This window comes from Comamonadaceae bacterium M7527, from assembly GCA_021044545.1.
Taxonomy (GTDB): Bacteria; Pseudomonadota; Gammaproteobacteria; order Burkholderiales; family Burkholderiaceae_C; genus RS62.
Window position 1 is genome coordinate 1,397,399 of record CP087990.1, and the last position, 17,511, is coordinate 1,414,909.

Consider the following 17,511-nt stretch of genomic DNA (forward strand, 5'->3'; position numbering starts at 1 on the left):
CTTGCTGCGCACTTACGGTGCAAAGTGAAGCGCCAAACCAGACTGCGCACTGGCCAAGCGGCTCAGGTCTGCAAAGAATTCTTGACCGGTTTTGGTGTCCAACCAAGCACCGTCTTGCAATCGGTAATGAAATCCACCGGCTTTGGCCGCCAGCCAAATCTCTTGCAAAGGCTTTTGCAGGTTCACAATGATTTGGCTGCCGTTGGCAAACACCACCGTAATCATGCCGCCCACGCGCTGGTTGTCGATATCGGCGTCGGTTTCATCGTTGATACGGTCACACGCCAACTCAATAGCGGCCAGCGCCTGTTCAGCAGCATTCAAATAGTCAAGGTCGGTCATGGCAGTGCGCAATCAAAGTATGGGGTTAGGGCGAGAACAGCGTGCACCTCGTAGCTGGTGAGGCCTGTAGCGCGTCATTACAATAAAGCCGTGGCAACAATTGTAAATTTTGCTGCCCTGCCCTAACGCTTACGTGGTTTTCAAGCCGCGACCAACACCATGCTTAAACGTCTTACCGCTTGCGCCCTTGCGCTGATCTGTGTGTCTTCCCTGACTGCTTGCGGTCAGAAAGGACCGCTCACACTGCCCGCTTCTGCAAGCGCAAACACCACTGCCAGTCATTACGCTTGACCCTAAAGCCCACAAGCAAACCTGTTCTCGCAGTCACACCACACTGAAAAGCCGCACCATTTATGTCACACCGTTTGCCCCAAGGCTCACAACTGTCTTACCTGTCACAACGCGACAGCACATCGCCAGACAGTCCACTTGAGCTACACCTTGAGGGCGTTGCACTCAACGCCTTGGCGCATGAGCATCAAACACCGCTATTTGTGTACTCCAAAGCGGCCATGCTAGAGGCCTTGGCCGCTTACAGCGTGGGCTTTGCTGGACGCGACGCACGCATTTGCTACGCCATGAAAGCCAACTCCTCCCTGGCTGTGTTGCAATTGTTTGCGCAAATGGGCTGCGGCTTTGACATTGTGTCCGGCGGTGAACTGGCACGCGCGCTCAAGGCCGGTGCAGACCCTGAAACAATCATCTTCTCAGGCGTTGGTAAGACCCGCGCAGAAATGGTGGAAGCATTGGGCGCGGGCATTGGCTGCTTTAACGTGGAAAGCTTGGCTGAACTTGATGTACTGAATGAAGTGGCCTTGGGCATAGGGCAGCGTGCGCCCGTTAGCCTGCGCGTCAACCCCGACGTAGATCCCAAAACTCACCCCTATATTTCGACTGGCCTTAAAGGCAACAAGTTTGGCATTGGCCATGCAGATGTGGTGGCTGCCTATGAATACGCCGCCGCCTGCCCTGGTCTGCGCGTGGTAGGCATTGACTGTCATATTGGCTCACAAATTGTGGACACCGCGCCCTACCTGGATGCGGCCGACCGCATGCTAGACCTTGTTCAAGCTGTTGAGGCCAAGGGCATACCCATTCAACACTTGGACTTTGGTGGCGGCTTGGGCATTGACTACGCAGGCGACTCACCACCCAAGGCCAGCGAGTTATGGGCGGCGTTGTTCCAGAAACTGGACGCACGTGGCTTTGGCGACAGAAAAATACTTATAGAGCCTGGTCGCAGCCTGGTTGGCAACGCTGGTGTGTGCCTAACGGAGGTGTTGTACCTCAAGCCCGGCGAGCAAAAAAACTTTTGCATAGTAGACGCTGCCATGAATGACCTGCCCCGCCCGGCGATGTACCAAGCCTTCCACGAGATTGCACCTGTAGTCCCCAGGCTTGAAGCGACCACCACCATGGACGTGGTAGGGCCTGTGTGCGAAAGCGGTGACTGGTTAGGGCGGGATCGCGAGCTGTGTGTGCAAGCAGGCGATATATTGGCGGTGTTGTCAGCTGGTGCCTACTCCATGAGCATGGCCAGCAACTACAACACACGCAACCGCGCCGCTGAAATTTTGGTGGACGGTGAATCCGCCACTGTCATTCGAGAGCGTGAGCGCACACAAGACCAGTGGCGCAACGAACACCTGCTATGACTGCAAGGCTGACCTGAGTACGAGCTTGGGCAGCAAGCGACTGATCAACAACGCGGCCAGTATGCCGCCATAAAGCCACACCTCGGCAAAGTCTTGCTTGCCGCTGCGCATCCAGAAAAAATGCAGCACCGCCAAGCCCGCTACAAGGTAAACCGTCTTGTGCAAACGCTGCCAGCGCTTGCCACCCATGCGTTTAACAACAGCCCTGGGCGAAGTCGCAGTCAAGGTCAACAGCAGCAACCAAGCCGCCGCACCCACCGTGATAAATGGGCGCTCATACACGTCGGTCAAGATGCTTACTACATCAAACCCCATGTCCAGCAAGCTGTAGCTGAGCAAATGAACCGTGACATAGAAAAACACAAACAATCCCAGCAAGCGGCGCAGCGTCAGCACAGAAGGCGCATGTAGTGCACGACGCAGCGGCGTCAACGCCAACACCACACACAACATACGCAAGGCCCATTCGCCCGTGCTGCGAATCAAAGCCTCGCCGGGGTTAACGCCCAACTCGTTATTGAGCAAAGCCCAGACCAAGTAGGCCATAGGGGCCAATGCTGCCAACCACACCGCGGGCTTAACCCACACGGGCAGGCGAAGTCGCCAACTGACTTGCCCGGTAACGCCGACCATTAGAAGTACCGCGTAAGATCCATGCCTGCGTACAAGCCAGCCACTTGGTCTGTGTAGCCGTTGAACATTTGAGTGCGTAATCGCTTGGCAAACAAACCACCATCGCCTAAACGACGCTCAGTTGCCTGACTCCAGCGCGGGTGGTTTACACCCGGATTAACGTTGGAGTAAAAGCCATACTCGGACGGTGCGGCCTCGTTCCAAGCGGTTGCAGGCTGCTTCTCGGTCAGGCGTATGGTCACTATGGATTTGGCGCTCTTAAAACCGTACTTCCAAGGCACCATCACACGCACGGGTGCGCCACTTTGGTTGGGCAATGTTTTGCCATACATGCCCATTGTGAGCATGCTGAGTGGGTGCATGGCCTCGTCTATACGCAGGCCTTCAGAGTAAGGCCAGTCCAGGCCACCGTATCGCAGGCCAGGCATGGTTTTAGGGTCTGCCAGCGTTAGAAACTGCACGTATTTCGCGCTACCCAGAGGCTGCACCTGATCTAACAATTTGGACAATGAATAGCCCAGCCACGGTATCACCATGGACCAGCCCTCAACGCAGCGCAAACGGTAGATGCGCTCTTCCATGGGCGCGAGCTGCAGCAAATCGTCCATGTCAAAGGTACGCGGCTTGCCCACCAGGCCCTCAACCTTAACCGTCCACAGCCTGGTGACCAACGTGTGTGCATTCTCGTAAGGGTCTGACTTGTCTGTGCCAAACTCATAAAAGTTGTTGTATGTGGTGGCGTCTTTCCACGGGGCAACGTTGTCGGTCGCACGGGCGCCGGCCACCGTTGAAGGTGTGGACGCCAAGTCCTTGATAGCTTGCACCTGGGGACTGCGGGTTTGCGCGAATGCCTTGTTGGCGCCAGCAGCCAAGCCTGTAGCGCCAAGCCCGGCCAACGCCAGCAACTGGCGGCGCTGTAGGTAGGCAGACTCGGAGGTAACGGCGCGCTCTAACGCCGCCCCCGACCACACTTGACTATTTTGACGACGCAGCATGCCTGGCTCCTAGCAACTCAATAAATCGCCAGCCACTGGGCCGGCGTGGTGATAACCTTATTTGCAGCCGGGGCGCGCTGGGCTACACCCACCTGGATAAAGCCCCAAAGAAACGCTACAGGTTCAGAAGGCGCCCTGTTTTATAGCTCGCCGTAGCTGTGCAAGCCTGACAAAAACATATTCACGCCCAAAAATGCAAACGTGGTGATGGCCAAGCCCACCAACGCCCACCAGGACGCCACTGTGCCACGTAGACCTTTCATCATGCGCATGTGCAACCAAGCGGCGTAATTGAGCCACACGATCAATGCCCAAGTCTCTTTAGGGTCCCAGCTCCAGTAGCCACCCCAAGCCTCGGCAGCCCATAAAGCACCCAAAACGGTGGCAATGGTGAAGAAGGCAAAGCCAACCGCAATGGCTTTGTACATCACGTCGTCCAGCACTTCCAGGCTGGGCAGACGCGCTGCAATGCGTTTACGGCCAAACAAAATGCCAGCAACCATGAGCGCTGAGATGCCGGTGTACACCACCCAGTAACCAGTGCCGCCATCCTGCGTAGATTGCCTGAAGACAATGGGCTCAAAACACAACACCACGCCCAACACCCATAGCGGCGTGAGTTTGAGCCAGTTGGTCTCGTTGGCCTGTTGCTTGATCAGGTAGGCAAACGCCACCATGGCGGCAATGGCAAAGGTGCCATAGCCCACAAAGTTGGCTGGAACATGTACCTTCATCCACCAGCTTTGCAACGCAGGCACCAGCGGCTGAATGGTTTGCGCCTCACGAATGAGTGTGTACCACAGCAAAAATGCTACGCCAGCGCTGACCACCAACATGACAAACGCACCCATGGAGCGGGTTTTGTAATGTGACTCGTAGTACAGGTAGAACATGGCTGTCATCCAGCAAAACAGCACAAACACTTCGTACAAGTTACTCACTGGAATGTGACCAATGTCCGGACCCATTTGGTGTCCCTCGTACCAACGTACCAAGGTCCCCACCAAAGCCAGAATGACGGCGCTCCAGGCCAGGCGCGAGCCCAATAGCTCCATGGCGTCGGCTGACTTGGACAGCATCATGCCCAGCCAGTAAAAGGCCGTGCTCATGAAAAACAGCACACACATCCACAAGATGGCTGACTGGCTGGACAGGAAATATTTCAACAAAAATACCTGCTCGGCTTTGGCCAGATCGGCACCTTCGGGTGTCTGGTAAAGCCATATGGCTAACAACGCCAAGCCGCCAGCGCCCAACATGGTGTTGGCCGCAGGTCGCCAAAACCAGCCCAGTGCAATGGCTGCAGGCATGGCGCCCCACAAAATAGCTTGCTCATAGCCGTCCATGGCGCCTTGGTACCGAAAGGAGGCCACCACGGTGGCCACCAGCAACAAGGCGGCAAAGACCCAGTCTGCCAGTGAGCGGCGCTGCATAAAGCTGGGCTCGTCTAGCTGCATTGCTGCTTGCGGGTTAGATGTATGTGGAGTGATGGCTGTCATGGTGCTACCTGTATCAGTCGTTGTTTCAATTGGTCAAACTCGTTGTCGCCGTCCATGGTCTTGCGGTTGGCCGACAAGGCCATCTGGGCTTGAGTGCTGCCGTCAGCATTTGGCGACAGCCACACCCAGATGCGGCGCTCACGCACGTACAACATGGCAAAAACGCCAATGATCAAGAACAAGCAGCCCAAATACACAACGGTTTTACCCGGTGCTCTGGCCACTTGGAAAACGCTGGCTTGTACGTGATCAAAGTCATCCATGGCAAAAACCATAGGTGCAGGATAAAAGAACGAGTCACTTAATGCCAGCACGGCCTGGCTTAAAAATGTCTGGCTGGTGTCGTTGCGCGGGAGTGGCTCTAGGTTGGCTTGCTCGCGACTGACTTGCACCAACTCGAACAACACGGCGTTTAGCAGACTCACCATGGCGTCACTGGTGTTTTCACGCTCTGCCGCAGGCACGGCCTGCTCCAGGAAGTACGACATGGCGGTCAAGCCGCCTACCCTCAACGGCTCACCGTTTAGACCCACGCCGGGACTGGGCGCGGACTGCAAAAATGAATCTGTACCCGAGAACAAGCCAAGCATGCGCGTGGCAGACACGCGCAAGGCCTCGCGCTCTTGGGCACTGCGCCCCAGCGCTGCATCTTGCATGTAGCGGTTCACCGCCAACTCTCTGAGCTTGGCGTCTGCCAGTGCGGCGCGCAAAGCTATAAAACCAGCCGCGCTGTCGGTGTCGTCCACTGGCACGCGCAGGTAACGAAAGGGCTCTGCGGGTGAATCGCGTACGCCCCACAGATAAACGCGTTGGTCACCCACGTCCACGGGCAGCATGTAGTTGTTGAATTCACGCGCTTGACCAGCGCCGTCACGCAGCTTGTAACCAAAGCTGGGGCCTACATTGCGCAGTACTTCATCCCGCGTGGTTTTGGTACCTGAGCCCAGGTGGTCTTTCAGGCGGCTGCCCAAGTCAACGGCGCGCACATCAGTGCCGCCATTTGCACCGGCGTCACGCCCGGTCACCACTGCAGACATGTTCTCTACGTTGATCACACGCAAGCCTGTGTACTCAAGGCTTAGTTGCTCATCACCACGGCTCAAATTGGTGTTGCTACCAATAACGCCTTCAACCTTGAAAGGCGCCACAACAGAACCCAGCGGATAGGCTTTGGCGCGAATGGTAGAGCCGCCGTCATCAAAACTAGACTGGTAAATTTGCACGCCACGGTGACTGACCGGGTGGTTGACCTCTACACGGTGCTCGCTAACCTCGCCGGTGGCCTTGTCGTGAATGGCAATGTCGCTGGCAAACAGCTTGGGCATGCCCGTGCTGTAGTACTCGACAATAAACTTTTTAAGCTCTACAGAAAAAGGCAGGTCTTGCAGCACCACGCCGTCAGACTGACTCAAAATCGCCGTACTGGCTTGCGTACCCTCTGTTACCAACAGGTTACCGCGGTAGGTCGGGTTACTGGGCGATAAACGGTGCTGCGCCGGTACGTCCGCAATCATGCCGCCACCATCAAACACCGTTTTGTCGCCCCACCACATTTGAGCGCGCACCACCATGTCGCCATCAAACAGGGCGCCCACACAAATCAGCACAATGGCGCTGTGTGCCGCCAGATAGCCCAGCTTGTTGGCGGCACCTTTTTTGGCAGCCACCATCACACCCAAGCCATTGGGCGTTTCGCGGTCTTGGGTTTTAACTTTCCAGCCCGCGCGACTGAGTTGGCCCTGAATGCGCGCCGAGGCATCTGGCAATGACTCAGACAAGGTGTTCTCACCCTTGTGACCGAACGCCTTCAAGCTTTGGCTGCGTATACCCTCTTTGAACTGACGCATATCAGCCAAAATTTTGGGCGTATTGCGTGTGATGCACAACGAGGTGCTGACCACCAAAAAAGCCAAAATCAGCAAGAACCACCAGGCGCTGTAAACGGTGTACAGCGACAACTTGTCGAACACATCCGCCCAAAACGGGCCGAACTGGTTGACGTAATTGTTGTAGGGCTCTGCCTGCTTGAGCACCGTGCCAATCACCGAGGCAATACAGATGACTGTGAGCAGCGAAATCGCGAAACGCATGGATGACAACAACTCAGAGGTGTTGCGCAACCAAACGCTGCTGGTCTTGATTTGAATGCCTTCGGTACTAACGGTCATGCGCGGTGCTGGCCTAAATAGAGGTATGCGTTGTTGTCACCACGTGCTGGGCACGCAGTCATAAAAAAAGGCGGCCTTCAGTGGATGCCATCCAAGAAGTCCGCCTCGGTGAGAGTGCTAGTCTACGCGGTTGGTTCCCGCATTGTGCCGTGAAATATGCCTATCAACTTATATAACCAGCATTTCTGGGGTTTTAAGCACCAGCACCTAGCCGTTGCCTCTAGCGCAGGCCTGCAATGTAGTCAGACACCGCCTTGATTTCACGGTCGTTCATGCGTGAGGCCACACCCGTCATGGCCGCATTATTGGCGCGGCTTGAATCGCGGAACATACGCAGCTGTGAAGCGGTGTAGTCGGCGTGCTGGCCACTCAAACGGGGGTATTGCGAAGGAATACCCGCACCGTTAGGACTGTGGCAACCCGCACAGGCCGGCACCTGGCGCTCGGCAATGCCGCCGCGGTAGATACGCTCACCCAAGACAACCAGGTCTTTTTCTGTGGCAGCGCCTGGCTTGCCTTCTTGATCTGCCAACCAGTAGGCAATATTGCGCATGTCGTCATCTGACAAGCCAGCAGCAAAGCCGGCCATGATGGCGTTGGCACGCTTGCCAGACTTGAATTCTTGCAACTGCTTGACCAGGTACTCAGGGTGTTGCTGAGCCAGCTTGGGGTTGGCAGGTGTCGTTGAGTTACCGTCAGCGGCGTGGCAAGCCACACACATCTGGCTGTAAATAGCGGCGCCCTTGGCCAAATCTGGTTTGACCGCCTTGGGTGCTGGCTCAGCAGCAAATGCGCCGCTGGATGTCAAAACGGCAAAGCTGAGCGCGGCAGCGCGAAACGTAGAGGCAAACAATTTCATGTCTTGAATCATGGCTGTGACACACATGGCTGCGAAAGGTTGTACAAAGTGGACTTGCCTGGCGATTTGCCAAACACAGTACGCCCACAGTAACTCATCATTTTACAATGACTATTCAGGCTCGCCGGGGTTTCCCCCAATGAGCGACCAAATTGGACCTACTTTGACTGCTTCCACGCCTACTAACCCACCCGCAGATGCGCCCCTGGCCGACCAAGGCATCAGCGCACAAGACGCGATGGCATGGCTGCACACAGCCCGTTTTTTAACCGAAGCACCACAGCTGCAACACTTGCCAGCGCTGGACGTGCCAGAGATAGCCTTTGTAGGCCGGTCAAACGCGGGTAAATCCACCTGTATCAACACGCTGACTCAAACACGGCGCATGGCTTTTGCTTCTAAAACGCCAGGACGCACACAGAGTATCAACCTGTTTGCGCTGGGCAAACACGGCGAAACCGACGCCGTACTGGCAGACCTGCCCGGCTACGGCTACGCGGCAGTACCCAAAGAGGCCAAGTTGCGCTGGCAGCGCGTGATGGCCAACTACCTCATCAGCCGGCCCAACCTGCGCGGTGTGGTGATGTTGTGCGATCCGCGCCGAGGCCTCACAGAACTAGACGAAATCTTGCTGGACGTGATTCGCCCTCGCGTAGAACTGGGTCTGGACTTTTTGGTGTTACTCACCAAGTCAGACAAGCTCACAAGGGTAGAGGCCAACAAGGCCTTGTCGATTGCGCGACTGCAAACAGGCGGCGGCTCACTGAAATTGTTTTCATCGCTAAAAAAACAAGGTGTGACGGAAGTGGCGCAATTGCTTCATGGCTGGGCACACGACGACAGCTGGACTGGCAACGGCGTGCAGACCAGCGCCCAGTCGTCTAGCGAACAAGGCAACGCAGACTTGGATGAAGACAAGGATTTGGACGCCTAGCAGGCTGCGCACCTGTTGACAGCGCAAGGTGTGCAACGCCCACAGCTCAACACAACAGGGAAAACCACATGGCATACACCGCGCAACTGCAACATCAACGCGTTGGCCTCGGCAACGGCACCCACTTGCAGGTACGCGTGTGCCAACCACCACAGACCAGCAGTGCAGGCGTGTTGATGTTTGTGCACGGCTTTCCTGAGGCCGCCTTCGTGTGGGATGGTTTGCTGGCGCACTTTTCAAATCCAGCCAACGGCGGCTACACCTGCGTGGCACCCAATTTGCGCGGTTTTGCCGAGTCTGATTCGCCTGCAGACGTGAACGCCTACAAGCCCAAACACTTGGTAGACGACCTGGCATGCTTGGCTGCGCACTACAGCGCCAACAAACCCTTGCGGGCCCTGATAGCGCACGACTGGGGCGGCGCTGTGGCTTGGAACTTAGCCGCCACCCAACCAGCGCTGATGCAGCGCTTGATGATCATCAATGCACCGCACCCTGCCACATTTTTGCGAGAGTTGCGCACCAGCCCTGCCCAGCAAGCCGCCAGCTTGTACATGAACTACCTGGCACGCCCAGACGCCGAAGAACTCTTGAGCGCCAACGACTTTGCCAAGCTGTGGCCATTTTTCAACAATCAACAAGGGCGTGCACCTGCTTGGTTGAGCGACACAGTCAAAGATCAGTACCGCGCGGTATGGCAGCAAGGCTTGACAGGCGGGTGCAACTACTACCGGGCCTCGCCGCTTAGACCATCAACCAATGCGCATGATGCCGTTAACAGCTTGAGCATCCCGGACCAGCTGACCCAGGTGAACATACCCACCACCGTACTGTGGGGCCTGCAAGACTACGCTTTGCTGCCAGGCTTGCTGCAAGGCTTGGACCAGCATGTTCCAAAGCTCAAGCTGCAAACCGTGAGCAACGCCACTCATTGGTTGATACACGAGCAGCCCCAATTGGTCATAGACAACTTATCGCGAATGTTGCGCCAGTCCTGAACGGCGCTTAACTCAAAGCCCCTAACCTTGGCGCGCTTGGCTGCTGAACAGTCATGCGGCAGCAGTCCCACATCACAACAACCACCCCAACTTCGGCAGCAAGCCGAAAGTTGCTTCATAAGGGCTGTGTGTCTTTGGGCTTTTTGAACCGCGCATAGCCCCACATGTATTGCTGCGGCGCTTGGGCAATGACGTACTCCACCCAATGATTGATGACTTGCGTGGCGGCCTCAATGTCAGCCGGCAATTCTGAGGGCGGCATGATCACGTGTACCTTGAAACCACGACCAAACGACAAACGCTCACCCCACATCAACAGCACATGGTCGGCTTGCTGCGCCAGCTTGGCGCCCAAGGTCATGGTGTAGGCCGGCTGGCCCAAAAACCTGCTCCAGATACCCATGCCATTGGGTGGCACCTGGTCTGGCAACAGGCCCACTGCCTGTTTGTTTTTCAAGGCGCGCATGAGTTGCTTCACGCCTGCCATATTGGTAGGCGCAGCGTGCAGCCCGTCACCCTCACGGGCGCTGCGCACCAGTTCTTGTAAACCCGCCTGTCTTGACGGCCTAAACAACACTGTCATGGGCTTGGCTTTATCGGCCAAACCGGCATGGGCAAACTCCTGTGCATAGGCTTTGGCGTTGATCTCAAAGCAACCCATATGCGGCGTGAGCAAGGCCAAGCTGTGCCCGGTCTGCACGGCGGCGCGCAAGGTGTCCAGGCCACACCACACCACCGGCACAGGCTTGCCCAGCCACAGCCTGGGCAGCTCGGCCACCATGCAGCCAGCATGGACCACGGCACCAATCCGTTGGCGCACCGTCAAGCCCGCCAACTTGGCGTTGCTGTGCATGCGGCTGCGATGGCCGGCATCAAGAAGCCACAGCAACACACCCAGTACCGCACCAAAGTTATGCAGCAGCCACAGCGGCATGTAAGAGGCCAGCTTAAAAAAACGCAACACAACACGGGTCAACACACTGTTCATCCAATGGCTATAATTTCGACTATCGCCGAGTTACTGAACAACTTGCGGGGCGATTCATAAATGCCGCTAAAGCGTTCGCCGAACTCCGGCTATTGGGTTCTCGGCAACGCCCGACCAACCTTTTCGCTTTTACAGGAGTTTATATGGCGAACGACTTTCTTTTCACATCCGAGTCTGTCTCAGAAGGCCATCCCGACAAGGTCGCCGACCAAATTTCAGACGCGATTTTGGATGCTATTCTCGAGCAAGACCCAGTCGCCCGCGTGGCGGCTGAAACCCTCACCAACACGGGCTTGGTCGTATTGGCTGGCGAAATTTCTGCCAACGCCAACGTGGACTACATTCAAGTGGCCCGCGATACCATTCAGCGCATTGGCTACGACAACACAGACTACGGCATTGACTACAAAGGCTGTGCCGTCATGGTCTGTTACGACAAGCAGTCCAACGACATCGCCCAAGGTGTAGACCGCGCCCACGACGACTACCTGAATATTGGCGCGGGCGACCAGGGCCTGATGTTTGGCTACGCCTGCGACGAGACACCAGAGCTGATGCCAGCGCCCATCTACTACGCCCACCGCCTGGTTGAGCGCCAAGCCCAGCTGCGCAAAGACGGCCGCTTGCCTTTCTTGCGCCCCGACGCCAAAAGTCAAGTGACCATGCGCTACGTGGACGGCAAACCACACAGCATTGACACCGTGGTGCTGTCTACCCAGCACAGCCCCGACCAAAGCGAAACCAGTACCAAAATGAAGGCCTCTTTCAACGAAGCCATCATTGAAGAGCTGATCAAGCCAGTGTTGCCCAGCGACTGGGTGACCGCCGACACCAAGTACCTCATCAACCCAACAGGCCGTTTTGTAGTGGGTGGCCCACAGGGCGACTGTGGTTTGACCGGCCGCAAAATAATTGTGGACACTTACGGCGGCGCCTGCCCGCACGGCGGCGGCGCGTTCAGTGGCAAAGACCCCACCAAGGTGGATCGCTCTGCCGCCTACGCTGCGCGCTACGTGGCCAAAAACATCGTGGCAGCTGGCTTGGCGCGTCAGTGCCAGATTCAGGTGGCCTACGCCATTGGCGTGGCCAAGCCCATGAACGTGACCGTGTACACGGAAGGCACAGGCGTGATACCCGACGAGCAACTGGCCAAGTTGGTACAAGCGCACTTTGACCTGCGCCCCAAGGGCATCATTCAAATGCTGGATTTGTTGCGTCCCATCTACAGCAAAACTGCCGCCTACGGTCACTTTGGCCGCGACGAGCCCGACTTCACCTGGGAGCGTACCGACAAGGCCGCAGCGCTGAAGGCTGCAGCCGGTCTCTGACAACGCCGGGCTAAGGTGTTAGGGAGCAAACGCTGGCAGCACCTCCACACTGGTGGTGATGTCAGCCGTTTTGGCCAGCATGATGCTGGCCGAGCAGTATTTATCGTGACTCATAGCCACAGCGCGCTCAACAGCGGCTTGAGACAGGTCTATGCCAGTCACTACAAAATGCATATGTATCTTGGTAAACACCTTGGGATCAGCTTCAGCACGCTCAGTGGTGAGCTTGACGGTGCAGCCCGTCACCTTGTGGCGTCCGCGCTTGAGTATCAACACCACGTCATAGGCGGTGCAGCCGCCAGTGCCAGCCAGCACAGTCTCCATGGGGCGAGCGGCCATGTTGGCACCACCGTTTTCCGGCTTGGCCTCATCGGGCGCGCCGTCCATGGCCAACACGTGGCCGCTGCCGGTTTCGGCTACAAATCCCATGTTGGATGTGGTGCCCGTCGCGCCCGTCCATGTAACTGTGCATTCCATACTGATCTCCTACTTATCTAGCGCCACGCCATGCAGCAAGGTGTGACAAACACTGCATAAAAGCGACATCCGGATACAAAAATGATTTGCTGCATAGCAACATACCGCTATAATTTCGTCATCGCGATTGTAGATGTGCAAGTTGTCAAATGCATTGAGCTGCTGACATGTACTTTCGCAACAAGTTGTCTCCTCCACCTCCTCAAAACTGGTGGATTAAGCCCCAAGCTGCAAAGCTCGGGGCTTTTTTTGGCCGCCATCCAGGCAGCAAAGCCAGCCCCGCAGCGCGCGTATGATTTGGCGCAAGGATTTTTAATATGCCAGCCACCAAAAACACCGCTTCAGCCTCACGCCAAAAGCTAACGCCTGCCGACTACCTCACCCGTATTCTCAATGCCAAGGTGTATGAGGTTGCCAAAGAAACTGACTTGGACACCGCGCACAATTTAAGCGCCAAGCTGGGCAATACCGTGCTGCTAAAGCGCGAAGACCAGCAACCCGTGTTCAGCTTTAAGCTGCGCGGCGCTTACAACAAAATGGCGCATTTGAGTGCCACACAACTCAAACGTGGCGTCATTTGCGCCTCAGCTGGCAACCACGCACAAGGCGTGGCCTTGTCGGCGCGCAGGCTGGGCACGCGCGCACTCGTAGTCATGCCTACCACCACACCACAGGTCAAGGTAGACGCGGTGCGCGGCTTTGGTGGCGAGGTGGTGTTGTTTGGCGAGAGCTTTACAGACGCCTACAACCACGCTGTGGAACTGGAGCACAAAAAGGGCCTGACCTTTGTGCATCCCTTTGACGACCCAGACGTGATTGCTGGCCAGGGTACCGTGGCCATGGAAATGCTGCGTCAGCACACCGGCCCACTTGACGCGGTGTTTGTGGCCATTGGCGGCGGCGGCCTTATAGCTGGTGTGGCCAACTACATCAAGGCGGTGCGTCCAGACGTTAAAGTCATTGGCGTACAAATGAACGACTCGGACGCCATGCTGCAATCGGTCAACGCGGCAAGCGCGTGTCGCTGCCAGATGTGGGCCTGTTCTCAGACGGCACCGCCGTGAAATTGGTGGGCGCAGAAACCTTTAGGGTGGCCAGCAACTTGGTCGATGAGTACGTCACCGTCGACACCGACGCAGTGTGTGCGGCTATCAAAGACATCTTTACAGACACCCGCTCTATTGTTGAGCCTGCGGGTGCCTTGTCGGTGGCCGCCATCAAACAATATGTGGCCAAACACAAGACCAAAGGCCAAACCTTTGGCGCTATTTTGTGTGGCGCCAACATGAACTTTGACCGCCTGCGCTTTGTGGCTGAGCGCGCAGGCGTGGGCGAAGAAAGCGAAGCCTTGTTTGCCGTCAGCATGCCGGAAGAACGTGGCAGCTTCAAGCGCTTTGTGAGCTTGGTAGGCGAGTTACCCGGCGGACCACACAACGTGACCGAGTTCAACTACCGCATGAACGACGCGCAACGCGCCAATGTGTTTGTAGGCCTGTCTACCAAAAAGGGCGAGAGCCCCAAACTGGCCAAACACTTTAAACGCAGTGGCTTTGACGCGCTTGACCTCACCCACGACGAGCTGGCCAAACAGCATGTACGCCACATGATTGGCGGGCCCAACACCCAAGGCGGCGACGAGCGCTTGCTGCGCTTTATATTCCCAGAGCGTCCAGGCGCGTTGTTGACGTTTTTGTCATTAATGCAACCCAACTGGAACATCAGCCTGTTTCACTACCGCAACCAAGGCGCAGACTACGGGCGTATCTTGGTGGGTATGCAAGTGCCAAAAAGCGATAACAAGGCCTTTAAAACATTTCTCACCACGCTGGACTACCCCTTTGTAGACGAGACAGATAACCCTGTTTTTAGATTGTTTTTAAAGCCCAATTGATATGGCCAACACCCTGGACGGCAAGTTAGTCGTAGCGATATCCTCGCGCGCACTGTTTGACTTTGAAGAAGAAAACCGCGCCTTTGAAGACGGCGACGACCGCTCTTACATGCAGCTGCAACTCAGCCGCCTGGAGGAACCGGCCAAGCCTGGCGTGGCGTTTTCCATGGTGCAAAAGCTGCTGGCCTTTAATGACGCCAAGGCCCAACCGGTTGAGGTGGTGATTTTGTCGCGCAACGACCCGGTCAGCGGCATGCGCGTGTTCAGATCAGCCAAACACTACGGCTTGGCCATTCAGCGCGGCAGCTTCACGCGTGGACGTGCGCCCTGGAAGTATTTAAAGCCCCTCAAAGCCAACTTGTTTTTATCGACTCATTTGTCCGACGTTCGCGAGGCCCTGGGCGCTGGCGTGCCCGCCGCACAGGTCTACCCGCACTCTGTGCACGCGTCCAACGCCCACCCGCATGAACTACGCATTGCCTTTGACGGCGATGCGGTGTTGTTCAGCGACGAGGCTGAGCGCATTTACCAAGAGCAAGGCCTGGATGCCTTTGTGCAGCACGAGTCCCAGCGCGCAAGCCAGCCGCTGCCAGGCGGGCCGTTCAAGCCGCTGCTAGAAGCGCTACAACGTATGCAACAAGCCAGCCAGCAACAAGACGGCTTGCCCATTGCCATTCGCACCGCTTTGGTGACGGCACGCAGCGCACCCTCGCATGAACGCGCCATTCGCACGCTGATGGACTGGAACATTGAGATCGACGAAGCCATCTTTTTAGGCGGCTTGGCCAAGGGCGAATTTTTACGCGAATTTGAGCCCGACTTTTTCTTTGACGACCAAACCGGTCACGTTGAATCCGCCGCCGGCCATGTTCCCAGCGGCCACGTCGCCAGTGGCACACGCAATACATAAATACCCATAAAGCCGCACACCATGAGCCAACCCAAGCCAACCCCATTTCAACAGTGGCGCGCCAAACAGCTGCAAAAGTGGACAGACTTTGCGAGGTTTTTGAGCAGGGCTTGGGCACTGGCCTTGCCCTACTTTGTGTCCGACCACAAGTGGCGCGCACGCGCCATGCTGGCCGGTATTGTGGCGCTCAACCTGGGCGCGGTGTACATGCTGGTACTCATCAACGAGTGGAACCGCGTGTTTTACGACGCCTTGCAAAACCGCGATGCAGACGTGTTTTGGTATGAGCTCAAGCGCTTTTTGATGTTGGCCTTTGGCTTTGTCATCATTGCGGTGTACCGCTTCTACCTCACGCAACTGCTGGAGATGCACTGGCGCAAGTGGCTTACAGACTTTTATGCCAGGCGCTGGCTCACCAAACACGCTTTTTACCGCTTGGAGTTGCTGCGCTTTGCCAGCGCAGACACCAGTGCCACCGACAACCCGGACCAGCGCATTCACGAAGACCTCAACCTGTTTACAAGCTACTCAGTCAGTCTCACCATGGGCTTGCTCAACGCCGTGGTGACCCTGGTGAGCTTTGTGGGCATTTTGTGGACGCTGTCTGGTGGCTTCTCGTTTTACATGTTTGGCACCGCCGTAACAATCCCAGGCTTTATGGTGTGGATGGCACTGCTGTACTGCGTGGTGGGCAGCGTGCTCACCCACTACATTGGCCGCCCACTGATTGGCCTGAACTTTCGCCAACAGCGCGTAGAGGCCGACTACCGCCACCACTTGGTGCGCTTGCGTGAATACAGCGAATCTGTGGCCATGGACAAAGGCGAGGCTGTGGAGCAAAGCCGCTTGGACAGGCGCTTTGGCGCGGTGCTGTCCAACTACTTGCAACTGCTGATGGCACAAAAGCGGCTGACGTGGTTTACCGTGAGCTTCAACCAGCTGGCGGTGGTGTTTCCGTTTTTTGTTGCAGCACCGCGTTTCTTCAGCGGCGCCATCCAGTTGGGCCAACTGATGCAAATATCGTCGGCTTTTGGCCGGGTGCAAGACAGCCTAAGCTGGTTTGTCGATAGCTACGACGCACTGGCCCGCTGGCGCGCCACCACAGACCGACTCACCTTGTTTGAAGACGCCATGCAAACGGTAGCCGCCAACGACGAGCAAGGCCATACCGTGGGTGAGGCAGCCGAGTTGCGAGCCACCAACTTGCAACTCAAACTGCCCAACGACAGCAACCTGGCCGCGCCACTGAACCTGCAGGTCCAGCCTGGTCAAGCGTGGTGTATTCAGGGCGAGTCTGGTAGCGGCAAGTCCACGCTATTGCGCGCCATAGCTGGCATTTGGCCCTGGTGGTCTGGTAGCCTGGTGCGTCCACCCGCTTTTCACAGCGAGTCCATGTTTTTGCCACAGCGCTCTTACTTCCCCAATGGCCCCTTGCGTGAAGCCGTGGCCTACCCGCAAATGAGCGACGGCTTTGAAGACACCACCTTGCAGCGCGCACTAAGCCTGGCCGGCCTGCCCGAGCTGGCCAAAGACTTGAGTTTGGAAGCCAATTGGGGACAAAAATTGTCTGGCGGCGAACAGCAGCGCCTGGCCATTGCCCGCGTGTTTTTAAAGAAACCCAAGTGGCTGTTTTTGGACGAATGCACCAGTGCCCTGGACGAGTCCACGGAAGCAGTGGTCTACCAAAGCTTGCTGGACGACGTACTGGGCAGAGGCGGCGCAGTGGTGTCTGTGGCGCACAGGCGCTCGGTGGCAGCGCTGCACGACCACCAGTGGCACATGCCCAATGCCGGCAACAACAGCAAGTTGGTGCATTCTTGACTATGGGGTAACA

The 17,511-nt window shown here is 56.7% G+C and carries 14 protein-coding genes and 1 pseudogene; 7 read left to right on the plus strand and 8 right to left on the minus strand.

Annotated features, from left to right (window positions below; all coding sequences use genetic code 11):
• Positions 1 to 12: 12 nt before the first annotated feature.
• Entirely contained in the window at positions 13 to 342 is a 330-nt protein-coding gene (gene cyaY / locus LN050_06855; GenBank protein ID UFS55555.1) for an iron donor protein CyaY, read from the minus strand.
• A 353-nt stretch (positions 343 to 695) separates the two neighbouring features.
• Here cyaY and lysA point away from each other — a divergent pair, with 353 nt between their 5' ends.
• Positions 696 to 1,997, plus strand: coding sequence for a diaminopimelate decarboxylase (gene lysA / locus LN050_06860; GenBank protein ID UFS55556.1), 1,302 nt, complete (start codon positions 696 to 698; stop codon positions 1,995 to 1,997).
• On the opposite strand, the gene LN050_06865 is transcribed toward lysA, so the two are convergent.
• From LN050_06865 to LN050_06885, 5 genes are all read right to left on the minus strand, one after another.
• A complete protein-coding gene (locus tag LN050_06865; protein UFS55557.1) occupies positions 1,992 to 2,543 on the minus strand; it encodes a sulfoxide reductase heme-binding subunit YedZ in 552 nt (183 codons plus the stop codon). The two genes, lysA and LN050_06865, sit on opposite strands and share 6 nt — an antisense overlap.
• An 86-nt stretch (positions 2,544 to 2,629) precedes the next feature.
• A complete protein-coding gene (msrP, locus tag LN050_06870; protein ID UFS55558.1) occupies positions 2,630 to 3,625 on the minus strand; it encodes a protein-methionine-sulfoxide reductase catalytic subunit MsrP in 996 nt (331 codons plus the stop codon).
• Positions 3,626 to 3,765: 140 nt separating this feature from the next.
• A complete protein-coding gene (ccsB, locus tag LN050_06875) occupies positions 3,766 to 5,124 on the minus strand; it encodes a c-type cytochrome biogenesis protein CcsB (GenBank protein UFS55559.1) in 1,359 nt (452 codons plus the stop codon).
• The gene (locus LN050_06880; protein ID UFS55560.1) at positions 5,121 to 7,292 is read right to left on the minus strand and encodes a cytochrome c biogenesis protein ResB; all 2,172 of its coding nucleotides are present in this window, start codon (positions 7,290 to 7,292) and stop codon (positions 5,121 to 5,123) included. Before LN050_06880 ends, ccsB begins: the two co-directional genes overlap by 4 nt.
• Before the next feature lie 220 nt (positions 7,293 to 7,512).
• Positions 7,513 to 8,151, minus strand: a complete 639-nt coding sequence (locus tag LN050_06885; GenBank protein ID UFS55561.1) for a cytochrome c4 — start codon at positions 8,149 to 8,151, stop codon at positions 7,513 to 7,515.
• A gap of 238 nt (positions 8,152 to 8,389) precedes the next feature.
• On the opposite strand from LN050_06885, the gene yihA reads away from it, so the two are divergent.
• Both yihA and LN050_06895 read left to right on the plus strand, forming a co-directional pair.
• The gene (yihA, locus tag LN050_06890; GenBank protein ID UFS57353.1) at positions 8,390 to 9,085 is read left to right on the plus strand and encodes a ribosome biogenesis GTP-binding protein YihA/YsxC; all 696 of its coding nucleotides are present in this window, start codon (positions 8,390 to 8,392) and stop codon (positions 9,083 to 9,085) included.
• A 68-nt stretch (positions 9,086 to 9,153) separates the two neighbouring features.
• Positions 9,154 to 10,083, plus strand: coding sequence for an alpha/beta hydrolase (locus LN050_06895; protein ID UFS55562.1), 930 nt, complete (start codon positions 9,154 to 9,156; stop codon positions 10,081 to 10,083).
• 115 nt (positions 10,084 to 10,198) lie between these two features.
• On the opposite strand, the gene LN050_06900 is transcribed toward LN050_06895, so the two are convergent.
• A complete protein-coding gene (locus LN050_06900) occupies positions 10,199 to 11,062 on the minus strand; it encodes a lysophospholipid acyltransferase family protein (protein UFS55563.1) in 864 nt (287 codons plus the stop codon).
• A gap of 152 nt (positions 11,063 to 11,214) precedes the next feature.
• Here LN050_06900 and metK point away from each other — a divergent pair, with 152 nt between their 5' ends.
• A complete protein-coding gene (gene metK / locus LN050_06905) occupies positions 11,215 to 12,399 on the plus strand; it encodes a methionine adenosyltransferase (GenBank protein UFS55564.1) in 1,185 nt (394 codons plus the stop codon).
• Positions 12,400 to 12,417: 18 nt separating this feature from the next.
• Here the strand turns inward: metK and LN050_06910 are convergent, their stop codons facing one another.
• Positions 12,418 to 12,876 (minus strand): OsmC family protein, encoded by a 459-nt coding sequence (locus tag LN050_06910; GenBank protein ID UFS55565.1) that lies wholly within the window; start codon positions 12,874 to 12,876, stop codon positions 12,418 to 12,420.
• Between the two features lie 317 nt (positions 12,877 to 13,193).
• Between LN050_06910 and ilvA the strand changes: the two are divergent.
• From ilvA to LN050_06925, 3 genes and pseudogenes are all read left to right on the plus strand, one after another.
• A pseudogene (ilvA, locus tag LN050_06915) lies at positions 13,194 to 14,767 on the plus strand (threonine ammonia-lyase, biosynthetic).
• A gap of 1 nt (position 14,768) precedes the next feature.
• A complete protein-coding gene (locus tag LN050_06920; protein UFS55566.1) occupies positions 14,769 to 15,677 on the plus strand; it encodes a 5'-nucleotidase in 909 nt (302 codons plus the stop codon).
• A gap of 21 nt (positions 15,678 to 15,698) precedes the next feature.
• Positions 15,699 to 17,498: an ABC transporter ATP-binding protein/permease gene (locus tag LN050_06925; GenBank protein UFS55567.1), complete on the plus strand. Its 1,800-nt coding sequence runs from the start codon at positions 15,699 to 15,701 to the stop codon at positions 17,496 to 17,498.
• The last annotated feature ends 13 nt before the right edge of the window (positions 17,499 to 17,511 follow it).